The 12,482-nt window shown below is 74.4% G+C and carries 9 protein-coding genes; all 9 read right to left on the bottom strand.

The annotated features are described in order from the left end of the window. Positions 1-294 precede the first annotated feature (294 nt). The 9 genes from ABD999_RS16415 to ABD999_RS16375 all read right to left on the bottom strand — a co-directional run bounded on the left by ABD999_RS16415 (position 295) and on the right by ABD999_RS16375 (position 12,331). Complete coding sequence (locus ABD999_RS16415) at positions 295-1,305, bottom strand: methyltransferase (protein WP_271279391.1); 1,011 nt, start codon at positions 1,303-1,305, stop codon at positions 295-297. Positions 1,306-1,466: 161 nt separating this feature from the next. Further along, positions 1,467-2,756 (bottom strand): MFS transporter, encoded by a 1,290-nt coding sequence (locus tag ABD999_RS16410; RefSeq protein ID WP_271279392.1) that lies wholly within the window; start codon positions 2,754-2,756, stop codon positions 1,467-1,469. After that, on the bottom strand, positions 2,753-7,297 hold the full coding sequence (locus ABD999_RS16405) for a non-ribosomal peptide synthetase (RefSeq protein ID WP_271279393.1): 4,545 nt from the start codon (positions 7,295-7,297) through the stop codon (positions 2,753-2,755). Before ABD999_RS16405 ends, ABD999_RS16410 begins: the two co-directional genes overlap by 4 nt. Beyond that, entirely contained in the window at positions 7,294-7,944 is a 651-nt protein-coding gene (locus tag ABD999_RS16400) for a DUF6875 domain-containing protein (RefSeq protein ID WP_271279394.1), read from the bottom strand. The genes ABD999_RS16405 and ABD999_RS16400 overlap by 4 nt, the downstream gene beginning before the upstream one ends. Then, on the bottom strand, positions 7,941-9,242 hold the full coding sequence (locus tag ABD999_RS16395) for an FAD-dependent oxidoreductase (protein ID WP_271279395.1): 1,302 nt from the start codon (positions 9,240-9,242) through the stop codon (positions 7,941-7,943). Before ABD999_RS16395 ends, ABD999_RS16400 begins: the two co-directional genes overlap by 4 nt. Positions 9,243-9,248: 6 nt before the next feature. Beyond that, positions 9,249-9,428: an MbtH family protein gene (locus ABD999_RS16390; RefSeq protein WP_148033132.1), complete on the bottom strand. Its 180-nt coding sequence runs from the start codon at positions 9,426-9,428 to the stop codon at positions 9,249-9,251. Further along, positions 9,425-10,855, bottom strand: a complete 1,431-nt coding sequence (locus tag ABD999_RS16385) for an amino acid adenylation domain-containing protein (protein ID WP_271279396.1) — start codon at positions 10,853-10,855, stop codon at positions 9,425-9,427. The genes ABD999_RS16390 and ABD999_RS16385 overlap by 4 nt, the downstream gene beginning before the upstream one ends. Before the next feature lie 37 nt (positions 10,856-10,892). Beyond that, complete coding sequence (locus ABD999_RS16380) at positions 10,893-12,068, bottom strand: glycosyltransferase (protein WP_271279397.1); 1,176 nt, start codon at positions 12,066-12,068, stop codon at positions 10,893-10,895. After that, positions 12,065-12,331 (bottom strand): phosphopantetheine-binding protein, encoded by a 267-nt coding sequence (locus ABD999_RS16375; protein ID WP_148033135.1) that lies wholly within the window; start codon positions 12,329-12,331, stop codon positions 12,065-12,067. Before ABD999_RS16375 ends, ABD999_RS16380 begins: the two co-directional genes overlap by 4 nt. Positions 12,332-12,482 lie beyond the last annotated feature (151 nt).

Here is a 12,482-nt window from a genome sequence, read left to right as displayed (position 1 = left end):
CAGCGCCACGATCTGCGAGAAGTACCGCGGCGTGCCCAAGGGCAGCGAGCCCACCAAGATCGGCGAAGGCGCCGACGGCGTCAACTGCCTGTACTCCTCGTCCGACATCACCTACCGGTAGCCCGCACGCGCCGGGCTTGAGGATGACCAGTCCATCCGGAGCACCGGAGTGTCGTGGAAGCACTTGACCGCGTCGACCATCTCGGCCCTGAGCTGGTCGGCGCGGTCCCGCGCGTCGCGGCGGCCCGGTTGTCGCTCATCCCCAACGACGACGTGACGGCGAGCCCCGGGCGCTTACGTGGTCGCGATCACGAGGGCGTGCGACGGCGAGCGGGTGAGCTCCGTCCAGGCACCGGGGGCGCATCCCGCCGCCTCCAGCCAGCCGCGGATCGTCTCCGCCGGGTGCAGGGCGCCGCCTTGCGTGTGCCACAGGTTGAGCGAGAACCCGGCGGCGAAGGCCAGGTCGGCGGCGGTGCCCGAGGGCTCGGGCATGCTCTCCAGGACGACCAGCAGCCCTCCCGCCCGCAGCGTGCCCGCCGCCCTGGCGACGAGCGCGGCCGCGTCCCGCGCGGCGAACCCGTGCAGCACGTTGAAGAGCACGGTCACGTCCTGCTCACCGGGCAGATCGGCGGTGAGCAGGTCGCCGGCCCGCCAGGTCAACCTCCCGTCGGAGCCGTCCGTGACGGCGCCGTCGACGATCGTGCCCGACAGCCCGGGGTGGGCCCGGCAGAACGCCGCGGCGTACGCCCCGTGGCCGCCGCCCAGGTCGAGCAGGCTCTTGGCGCCCTCCGGCAGCGGCACCAGCGAGACGACCTCGTCCGCCAGCCACTCGGCGAGCCCGCGTTGCAGGTCGTGGAAGGCGGCGGACAGGTCGGGGCGGCCTGCGAGCCAGTCGTAGAAGCCCCCCGCGGGGGTCCCCGAGCGCACCGCGCCGGCGAGACCGGCCCACCGCTCCTCGACGATGGCCTGCCACAGCCCGAGGATGCGCCCGTAGTCGGTGGGCGAGCCGGAGCAGAGCCACGCCGCGGTGGCGGGCGTGTTGGCGTGCCGGCCCTCGTGGCGGCGCACGTATCCGGTGGTACGGAGGACGCCGAGCAACTGGTCGAGCCCCGTCGGGTCGGCGCCGACGGCGGCCGCGAGCTCGTCCGTCGTCGACGGCCCGGCCGCGAGCGCGTCGAACACACCCAGCGAGCGCGCGGCCCCGACGGCGTGGCAGGCCATCAGGCCGATCAGGTCCAGCATCGGCGCCGGGGCGTCACCCCTGCGGAAGGCGTCCACCTCGTCGGGCGGCAGGTCGACCGGCATGCGATTCCTCTCAGGCGATTCTCGGCGGCTCCCGGGAACGGCGGCTCCCAGGTCCGGGCGGCTCCCGGGTCCGGGCGGCTCCCGGGTCCGGGCGGCTCCCGGGTCCGGGCGGCTCCCGGGAAACCGGCGGCTCCCGGGGTCCGGGCGGCTCCCGGGATTTCTCAGGCGACGGGGACCGGGACGGGCCGGCGGTCCAGGCGGCGCAGGGCGGGGAGCGCGGCCAGGACGCCGGCCAGGGTCAGCAGGAGCAGCCCGTCGAGGAGCAGCACGAGGGCGATCCCGCGTCCCTCGCCGACGCCGACGATCAGACCCGCGCTGCCGGCGAGGGCCCCGCCGGGCAGCAGCGCCGGGTTCAGCAGGTGTTCGGCCACGGGCGCGGCCAGCAGGTAACCGACGGGGACGGCGGCCGAGCCGAGCGTGTGCACGGTGCCCATGGCGCGCCCCAGCAGGGCCGGATCGACGCGGCTCTGCAGCACGGCGTGCGCGCAGCCGTTCACCACGGGCAGCGTGAACAGGAACCCGGCGGCGGCCACCCCCACCAGCAGCGGCGACGGGCTCACCGTGTGCAGCACGAGGAAGACGCCGCCGAGCGCCATGAACGCCGTCATCCCGCCGATCTTCCGGCGGGGCCCGCCCCAGGCTCCCATGACGAGGCCGCCCGCGAGCATGCCCGCGCCTCCGGCGAACATCAGCACGCCCAGCACCCCGGGCCCGGCGAACGACAGGATCAGCGGCTGCACCAGCACCCCCGCGACGGCGAAGGTGAAGTTGAAGCCGGTCAGCGCGGCCACCAGCGCGGTCAGTCCCGTCCGGGACCGCAGGTGGCGCCACCCGGCCCCGAGGTCCTCCAGCACGGCGGGTCGCTCGGCGGCCACGTTGGGCCGCAGCACCGCGGCGGGCAGCCGGATCAGCAGCAGGGCCAGCATCGCCACGCCGAAGGTGCTCAGGTCGATCGCCACCACCCCGGCCATGCCCACGGTGGCCAGGAGCGTGGCCCCGAGGACGGGCGCGGCGATCTGGATGCCGCTGGACAGGTGCATGAGCCCGTTGGCGCGGCCCAGGTGACGTTCGGGGATCAGCAGCGGCGTCATGGCCTGGTAGGCGGTCAGGTGGAAGACGCCGCACGCGCCGCTGACGGCTCCGGCCAGGGCGACGTGCCACACGGCCAGCCCGTCCGCCCAGATCAGGAAGCCGACGGCGGCCGTGGACACGGCCGCCAGGCAGTCGGTGAGGATCATCACCTTGCGCCGGTCGAACCGGTCGACGACCAGCCCGGCGAACGGCCCGATGAGGATGCCCGGGAGCATGCCGCTGAGCACGACCAGCGCGAACTCCGTCGGCGAGCCGGTGGTCTGGTACACCCAGACGCCCAGGACGAAGGTGGTGAGGCTGGAGCCGACGGACGACAGCAGCGACGCCGTCCAGATGAGCGCGAACCTGACGATGTTCATGCGTGCACCACCTCGGCCAGGCGGCCGGCGTAGCGCCTGATGAGCGCGCCGTCGGCGGGCGGGCACGCGAGCCCGGCGCGGGCCAGGGCCCGCTCAGTGCGCCCGCAGTCGAAGACGGGCCGCCGGAACTGCGGGTCCGCCGCGGACAGCACCGGCGCGAACGGCGCGAACGGGCTGTCCGCGCCCAGGCCGGCGGCTTCGCGCCGCCAGGTGTCCCACGGTACGCAGTCCGCGCCGAGCGCCTCGGCGATCTCCCGGTAGGAGATCGTCGCGCCGTTGAAGTAGTGGAAGTCGCCGGCCGTCGCGGGGTCGGTGATCAGGTGGGCCATGCCCGCGGCGACATGGTCCACCGGTGCCAGGTCCTCCTCTATCGGCAGGTCGGGCACCATGCGCAGGCGGACGCACGTGGCCAGCAGGCGGCTGAAGTAGTCGCCCGGGTTGCCCAGGCCGGTCGCGCTGTGCCCGCTGACCCGCGCGGGCCGGTGCACCACGACCGGCAGCCCTTCGTCCCTGGCCCGGCGCGCCAGCCGGTCGGCCACCCACTTGCTCTGGTCGTAGCCCGTCTCCAGGCCGGCCGGGTCGTCGGGGGCGGTCGCCTCGGTCACCACCCGGCCCCGGTGGGCCAGGCCCAGGAAGACGCCGAGGGTGGAGACGACGTGCAGGCGGGCGCCGCCGAGCCCGGCCAGCCGCAGGGCCTCGACCGTGCCGCCGACGTTGACCGGCAGCATGCGGTGGAAGCTCTCGTAGAAGTTCACCTGACCGCCGTTGTGGCAGATCACCTCCACCTCGCGGGCCAGCTCGCCGAACCGCTCCCGGTCCAGGCCGAACCGGGACGAGCCCAGATCGCCAGGCAGCCCGCGCAGCCTGCCCGGCGGGGCGTCGAGCCCGTACGCCCGCAGGTTGGCCAGCACCCGCTCCCCGGCCCGGTGCTCGTCGCCGGCCCTGACCAGGCAGATGATCTCGGCATCGGTGCGGGCCAGGAGCTCGCCGATGAGGTGGGCGCCGAGGAACCCGGTGGCGCCGGTCAGCAGGATGGCCGAGCCGCGCCGTACCGGAGACGGGAGCGTGGGCCGCACGGCGAGGTCGGGCGGCAGGACGGCGAGCGGTTCGAGGTCGAGATGCTCCCGGTCGGCGCCGCGCTCCACGGCGGCGGCGAGCTCGGCCAGGTCGGCCGTCTCCAGGACCGCGCGCAGGGACACGTCGGCGCCGAGCTCGCGCCTGATCTCGGCCACCACCCGGCCGGCGAGCAACGAGTGCCCGCCCACCTCGAAGAAGTTGTCCGACCTGCGCACGTCGGGCACGCCGATGACCCGCTGCCACACCGCGGCCAGCGCCGACTCGGTGGCGGTCGCGGGCGCCTCGCCCGCCGGTCCTGGCGGGGGCGGCAGGGCCGCCTGGTCCACCTTCCCGTGCGTGGTGCGCGCGATGGCGGCGACCGGCACGAAGGCCCCGGGCACCAGGTATCCGGGCAGCCGTTCGCGCAGGAACTCGCGGAGCGCGCCCGGCGTCAGGTCCGGCGTGCGGGTCGCCGCGTAGGCGACGAGGCGGTCCCCCGAGACGACGACCGCGCTGTCGGTGACGTCCGGATGCTCCATGATGGCGTGCTCGACCTCGGCCGGTTCGATCCGGTGGCCGCGGATCTTCACCTGGCGGTCGCGGCGGCCCAGGAACTCGAGCGCGCCGTCCGGCCGTACCCGTGCCAGGTCGCCCGTATGGTACAGGCGCGCCCCGGCGGGCCCGTCGGGGTCGGGCACGAAGGCCGCCGCGGTCAGCGCCGGCTCGCCCGCGTACCCGTCGGCCAGGCCGGCTCCGCCCAGGTGCAGCTCGCCCACCCCGCCGGTCGGCACCGCGCGCCCCGACCGGTCCAGGACGCGGGCGCGCACGTGCGGCAGCGGCGCGCCGATCGGCACCCGGCCCAGGTCGCCGAGCTCGTCCGTGCCGCCGATCCGGTGCACAGTGGCGCAGACGGTGGCCTCGGTGGGGCCGTAGTGGTTGAACAGGGCGCACCTGCCGCGTGTCACCCGCTGCCAGGTGCGCGCGTCCTCGACCGGCACCTGCTCGCCGCCGACCATCATGATCTCGACCGGCCAGCTCTCGGGTACGCCCGGCTCGGCCAGGTCGGTGACCCAGCGCCGCCACAACGCCACGGGCGCGTCGACGGCGGTCACGCCGTACTCGGCGCAGAACCGTACGAGCTCCGCGCCGTCCAGCCGGGCGGGCTCCGGATGGACGACCAGGGTGCCGCCGGTGGTGAGCACGGGGAACAGGTCTCCCACGGAGGCGTCGAAGGTGAGCGGCGGAAGCATCAGCACCCGGTGCTCCGGGCCGAAGCCGTGCACGTCGGCGAACGAGCGGGTGAACTCCGCGACGGTGCCGTGCGACACCACGACCCCCTTGGGCGCCCCCGTCGACCCGGACGTGAAGATCACATACGCCGGATCCCCCGGCCGCACGGCAGCACCCACCAGGTCCGCGGAGCCGGGACGTACCTCGCCTGTGATCCCGCCCTCAAGACGTCCCGGACCGACCCGACGCGTCCGGCCTGTCACGAACTCGCCGCTCGGTCCTGTCTGGTCGGTGACCGGCAGTTTCGCTCCCGGGAATTCGTCCAGCTCGGCGAGCCTGACGGACGGCGCGATCACCGCGACAGCCTGTGCCCGCCGCAGCAGGTGCGTGACACGGGCGGGCGGATGGCCGGGGTCGAGCGGCAGGTACGCGGCCCCGGCGAGCAGCACACCGAGGACCGCGGCGATCCCGTCCGGCCCCGCCGGGAGCGACACCCCGACGACCGGACGCGCGTCAGGGTCTCCGCTGAGCGGCCCCAACCGCTCCGCCACCTCCCGCGCCCGCGCGACCAGCCCGCCGTACGTCAACCGCTCCCCCGCGGCCATGACCGCGACCCGATCCGGACCCCGCTCAGCCTGACGCACAACCAGCTCCGCCACCCCGGCCCAGCCCCCGGCCGGCACCTCGGAGGATGCGACACACCCCGCCACAGACAACCCATCGGCCGGAACGGAGGATCCGGCCGCAGACGCCCCACCCTCCGGAACGGGGTGCGCTGACTCGGCGGAACCTTCGCCCGCCACCCCGGATGACCCGCCCCCCAGAGCGGGGTGCCCCGCCCGGGACAGCCGCGGGATGACGGTCTGCACCCCGGACGGCACCGAGGCGGCCCCGGTCGGACCGTCCTCCCCGGAAACCAGCCCCGGGACCGGAACGGCGGAGGCGGCCCCGGTCGTTCCGGTTGGGGTGGTGGTGAAGGGGATGTGGCTCAGGGGGAGGGACGGGTCGCCGGTGAGGGCTTCGAGGGCGGTGGTGAGGTGGTGTGCCAGGGTCGCCGCCGTGTCGGCGTCGAAGAGGTCGGCCGCGTAGTCCAGGTACAGCTCGATGTCGTCGCCCACGGTGACGAACAGGGTGAGGTCGAAGCGGGCCTCGGGCGCGGGCAGCTCCCAGTGTTCGACGAGGAGGTCACCCGCGGTCCGGGGCGGGCCGTCCAGGTGGTCCATGACGAGCATGACCTGGAAGAGCGGGTTGTGGCTGAGGTCGCGGCGGCCTCCGGCGAGTTCCACCACCTCGTCGAACGGCGTGCCGCCGTGGGCGAGCGCCTCGGCCACGGTCCGCCTGCACTGCCGCAGCAGGTCCGTCACGGCCGGGTCGCCGCCGAGGTCGAGCCGCAGCGCGACGGTGTTGGCGAACATGCCGACCGTCCCGCCGTCCCGCCCGGACCGGCCGTCCATCGGGCAGCCGACCACGATGTCGTCCTGGTCGGCGCATCGGCCGAGGGTGACCCCCAGGGCCGCCAGGACCATGGCGAACACCGTCGTCCTGGTCCTGCGCGCGCCGTCCACCAGGCCGGCGCGCAGGTGCTCGGGCAGGGTCCAGCGATGCTGCGCGCCGCGCCCGCTCGGTACGGCGGGACGGGGCCGGTCGGTGGGCAGGCCCAGCAGGGAGGGCGCGCCGGCCAGCCGGGTACGCCAGTAGTCGCGCGCCGCCTGGGCCCGCTCCCGGCTGCCCCCGCGGAGCCGGGCGACGTACTCCGAGAACGGGACGGCGGGCTCGGCGGGCTCGAAGGTCCCCGCCAGCATCCCGTACAGCTCGGTGAAGAGGACCTGCAGCGAGCGCCCGTCGCAGATCGTGTGGTGCAGGCAGAGGACGAGCACGTGGTCGTCCGGCGCGAGCCGGAGGAGCAGCGCCCGCATGAGCGGCGCCCGGCCGAGCGCGAACGGCCGGGCCACGAACGTGTCGCACGCCGCGTGCGCCGCGGCCTCGTCCTGGACCTCCACGACCTCCAGGTCCACCTCGGCCGCGTCGCTCACGATCTGGATAGGGCGCCCGTCCCCGGTGTCGGCCAGCCCGGTGCGCAGCGCCTCGTGCCTGGCGGCCAGGCGGTTCAGCGCCCGGCCCAGGCCGCCGGCGTCCAGGGGTCCGCGTAACCGGTGCCCGCCCCAGACGTGGTAGCCGGACGGGTCGTGCCCGGCCTGGTGCAGGAACCAGAGTCGTTCCTGGGCGGGCGTCAGGGGGAAGCTCGTGCCGGTCATGACTTGGCCACCAGGTCCCGCAGGTGCCCGGGCACCTGCTCACCGAACAGATCCCGGTAGGCGGCCAGGTGCGCCTCCTCGGAGATCAGGAACGGCAGGTCGGTCGGCACCATGTGCCTGATCACCAGCATCGGCACCGGGCTGCGCAGCGGGCGGAAGCCGGGGTTCCACAGCCCCGCCTTGTCCGGCGGCCCGTCGTGGAACTCCCCGATCATCAGGCCGTGCCCCACGTAGGCGTCCTTGAGCGCGCACTGCGCGGCGTCGATCACCTCCCGCGCGTCACGCATCCCGGGCAGCAGGACGAGGATGGTCGTCGACCGCGCGGCGGGCATCCTGCGGGGGGCGAGGTCGAGGAACCAGTCGCGGTAGGGCGCCAGCAGCGCGCTCAACGACTCGACGGTGTGGCCGCCGCCCGGCTGGACGGCCAGCCGGAAGGCGCCGCGGTCCAGCGACGCCTGCGCGTACGGGCACACCGGCCCGAGCCGGCCCAGCTCCGGGTGCGGCCGGCACAGGTAGGCGCGCGCCCATTCGACGACGGCCCGCAGGTCGGCCCGGTACTCGCCGATCAGAGGGTGCGCGGCGGGGTCCGCCTCCACGTCGGCCGGGTCGAACAGCACGAGGGATGCGTCGTGCGGATGTGTGATCATCGAGAGGTCCTCCCGTGGCGGCGCCCGAGCACGGCGAGCAGGCCTGCGACGGCCGCGCCCGCCCCGGTCACGGTCAGCGCGGCGGCCACCCGGTCCTGGCGGCGAGCGCGCCGCAGCGCCTCGCCGTAGGGCACGGTGGTGTGCGAGACGAGCGTGTAGAGCGGCACCCAGGTGCCGGGGAACGCCTTGTGCAGCAGCAGGTCGAGGCGCTTCCTGGCCAGCCGCAGCGGGGAGCGCATGCCGTCGCGGAGCTCCAGGAAGTTCTGCGCGGACAGCTCGGCCAGCACGTCGGTGTGCGGCTTGCGGGACCGCTCGTAGGCGGCGAAGGCGGCCTGCCGGTCGCGCGGGTGCCGGGCCAGCATCCGGTCGAGCGCCAGGCAGTCCTCGAACGAGGCGTTCATGCCCTGGCCGTAGAAGGGGTAGACGGCGTGCGCCGCGTCGCCGACGAGGACCATCGTGTCCCGGTGGTGCCAGGGCGCGGTGCGTACGGTCGTGAGGTGCCCCATCGGCGCGGCGGACGCCTGCTCGTCGAGGTCGGGCACCAGCTCCGCCAGGTGCGGGAAGGCGTCGGACGCCCGGTCCGGCGGCTCGTCGCGCGGCAGGAAGAGCGTGCAGGTCAGGCTGTTGTCGACGTTGGGGTGGGCGACCCCCAGACCGCGCTCGCCCGGCCAGATGTGCAGCGCCTCCAGCGGTACGGCGGGCGTGCCGTCGGGCCTGGCCCGGATCGTGATCTCCTTGTAGCCCCATTCGAGGTACTCGCGGCTGAAGCCGGCCGGCAGGCCGCGCTGCATCTCGGTCCTGACGAGCGAGGAGGCGCCGTCGGCGCCGACCACGAAGCCGGCCGTCAGCTTGCTACCGTCCTCCATGGTGACGGCGGCGGCGTCCCGGTCGACGGCCACGCACCTGGTGCCGAAGCGCAGCCGCACGCCGGGCTGCTTCTCCGCGTGCTCGACCAGCAGGCAGACCAGCGCGTCCCGCCTGATGGAGTGCAGGATCTGCGACGGGTCCTTGCCGTACGGGTAGAAGGACGACCGTCCGCCGGCGGTGTGCACCATGCGCCCGCGCATCGGCACGGACAGCCGCCGCGCCTCCTGCCACAGGCCCACCTCGCGCAGCGCCGCGATGGCCCGCGCCGACATGCCCAGGTTGATGGATCGGCCGCTGTCGTGGCGGGCCGAGCGCGGGTCGGGGCGGCCTTCGACCAGGTCGACCCGGTACCCGCGCCGTGCGATCATGCTCGCCAGCAGGGGGCCGGCCAGGCCCGCGCCGACGATGACGGCGTCAGGGTTGGAGTCCATGCCGCCTCACCCCCCGCCGCGCACGCTGAGGGGACGCATGTCGGTCCACACGGTCTCGATGTGCGCCAGGCATTCCTCACGGGTGCCGGCGAAGCCCGTGGCCCGCCAGCCGGGAGGCAGCTCCCGTCCCGCGGCCCAGACGGAGTACTGCTCCTCGTGGTTGACGACCACCAGAACATCGCTCATATCTTCTCCTCAAGAGCGCGCCGATCGATCTTTCCGTTGGGGGTGAGCGGCACGGAGTCCAGGGGGATCACCCTGGTCGGCACCATGTACGCGGGCAGGATCGCGGCCAGCCGGCGGCGCAGGTCAGGGCAGTCGCCGACGACGAACGCCACCAGGGCGTCGCCGGACACGGCCGCCACGGACTGCCGCACGCCGGGCAGGCCGTCCATGGCGGCCTCCACCTCGCCGAGCTCCACCCGGTAGCCGCGTACCTTCACCTGGGTGTCGGCCCGGCGCAGGTACTCCAGTCCCGCGCCGGTGCGCCGCACCACGTCGCCGGTCAGGTACAGCCTGCTGCCCGGCTCGCCGTAGGGGTCGGGGACGAAACGGTCGGCGGTCAGGGCCGGCCGGCCGAGATAGCCATCGGCCACGCAGACGCCGCCGATGGCGAGCTCGCCCTGGCCGACCTCGTCGAGCCCGTCGTCCACGACGTGGACGGTGGCGCCGGGGAGCGGGTCGCCGATCGAGACCGTCCCCGGCTCGATCGGCACCTCCCAGGAGGTGGCCCAGACGGCGGCCTCGGTCGGGCCGTACATGTTGACGAGCCGTCCGACCCGGGAACGCAGGTCGCCGGCCAGGGCCGCGGGCAGCGCCTCACCGCCGGCGAGCGCGGTCAGCCGAGGGCCGCGGAACCCGGCGTAGAGCAGGACCCGCCAGCCGGAGGGGGTGGCCTGCATGTGGGTCACGCCCTCGCGCTCGATCAGCGCGGCGAGCCGTTTGCCGAGGAGGGCGGTCCTGGGGTCGACGAGGACCAGCCGTCCTCCGGTGACGAGCGGCAGGTAGAGCTCGGGCACGGACATGTCGAAGGTGAGGGAGGCGGCCGAGAGCCAGACGTCGCCGGCCGTCGAGCCCACCAGTTCGCGCATGCCGGCGAGCAGGTTGGCCAGCGCCCGGTGCGGCACCACCACCCCTTTGGGCGTGCCGGTCGAGCCCGAGGTGTAGATCACGTACGCCGGGGACGAGGGGTCCGGGGGCGCGGCGGGGACCGGCGCGGCCGGGGGGTGCTCCCCGTCCAGCCGGAGCACCGGCACCGTGGTCGTGACCGGCTCACCCTCGGTCAGCAGCAGGTCCGCGCGCGAGTCCGCCAGGACGAGTTCGACGCGGGCCGCCGGGTGCGCGGGGTCGAGCGGCAGGTAGGCCGCGCCGGTCCGCAGGACGGCGAGCATCGCCGTCACGCAGGCGGCCGACTTGGCCGCGCAGATCCCCACGAGCGTGCCGGGGCGGGCCCCGGCGGCGGCGAGCCTGGCGGCCAGCCGGTCCACGGCCTCGTCCAGCGCGGCGTAGGTGAGGCGCTCGTCTCCGGCGACGAGCGCGATCCGGTCCGGGGTGCTCGCCGCCTGGCGCCCGAACGATTCGACAAGGGTTGGGAGCGCTCCCAAAACTGGCATGGTCAACTCCGGTTCGACATGGTCAACTCCGGTGGGATCAGACGTGCAGCAGTTCTTCGACGGCCTCGGCGGCCGCCCGCAGCCCCGGCCGCGCCGCCCCCGCGTACGGGGCCACCCGCTCACGGTGGCCGTCGGCGGCCAGCGCCTCGTTCAGCAGGGGGACGATCTCCTCCGTCGTCCACCGCCGCTCGGGCAGCCAGGACCCGAGCCCGAGCCTGGCCAGGCGCATGCCGTTGTCGGAACGGTCGAAACCGTGCGCCAGCAGGACCTGCGGGACCCCCGCGGCCACCGCCCTGACCACGGTGCCGATGCCGCCGTGGTGCAGCACCGCCCTGGCGCGGCCCATGACCTGGTGGAAGGGCAGGTGCGGGAACCAGGAGACGTCCTGGGGCAGGTCGGCGGGCACCAGGTCCCGATGCCTGGCCACGACCAGGGCGGGCACGCCCGCGGCCGCGCACGCCGCGACGGCGGCGGCGTAGAACCGCTCGTGGATCATGCGGCCGGTGCCGCCCGTCACGATCACCGCGCCGCGGTCGAGCAGGCGCTCGGCCTCGGGCGGGACCGGGTCGGTGAAGGTGTCGTCGCCGTACGGCGCCCCCGTCAGCCGGACCCGCGACGGCGCGGTGACCCCCGCCCGGTCGAACCACTCCGGCCACAGCCCCAGGTGGAGCCGGGCCGAGGTGAACCAGGACGTCCAGTCGCCGACAGGCCCCAGCCCGAGCGTCGCCCGCACCGCGTCGAGCCGGTCGCTCATGGTCTCCCGGTACATGTGCACGGCGGGGCGTTCTGACATGTACTGCACCGGCGTCACGGCCACCCACGCGGTGGGCACGTCCAGCACCTCGCCGGCGAAGAGCGTCGAGATCGCCGTGGTGTGGCGCCCCACGAACACCGTCTCCCCCGGCACGTGACGGGCCTTGAGCACCTCGCACTCGAACCGGATCTGGTCGAACAGCCCGATGGCGTCGTAGAAGCGCCGCCACCGGTCCATCCCGGCGCCGAGCAGCATCGGCGTGTCCGAGAGGTATCGCTCGTACTCGCGCTCGGTGTCGATGGGCGTGAACTCCAGGCCCTCGCGCCGGGCCACCGCCTCGAAGGGGGCGTGCGTGAGGATCTCCACCCGGTGCCCGCGTTCCCGGAGGATCCGTCCAAGACCCACGAACGGCAGGACGTCGCCGTGCGTGCCGTGGGTGACCATGATGACGGTGGTCAAGGGGACTCCCCGGCCGCGGCCTGGGCCCGCGACCCCTCCTCGATGGCCCGCGCCGCCTCCGCGACCGTCAACCCGTCGACGAAGAGCACCTCGACCGGCAACTCGATCCGGAACTCACTCTCCACCATGGCCAGGAACTGGACCATCGCCAGCGACTGGCCGCCCAGTTCGAAGAAATCCTGGTCCGCGGACGCGACCTCGACCCCGAGGATCTCGGACCACAACCGCATGACCTCGTTTTCGAGCACGCCGAGCACAGCCATGACGCATTCTCCTCGTAGCGCGGAAACGACACCCGTCACCAAGGGAACCGTGCGCCACGAAACGGGCGCTCCTCGCCGGTGATGGGGTTCAGCAAGGGGCAGCCACGCGCCCCACTCGCAAGATCGTTGGGATCGCTCCCAAACGGAACGC

Origin of the sequence: Nonomuraea ferruginea (assembly GCF_039540635.1) — a bacterium.
Lineage (GTDB): Bacteria > Actinomycetota > Actinomycetes > Streptosporangiales > Streptosporangiaceae > Nonomuraea > Nonomuraea ferruginea.
The sequence above is the reverse complement of the archived record's forward strand: the minus strand, read 5'-3'. Positions and strand labels throughout refer to the sequence as shown.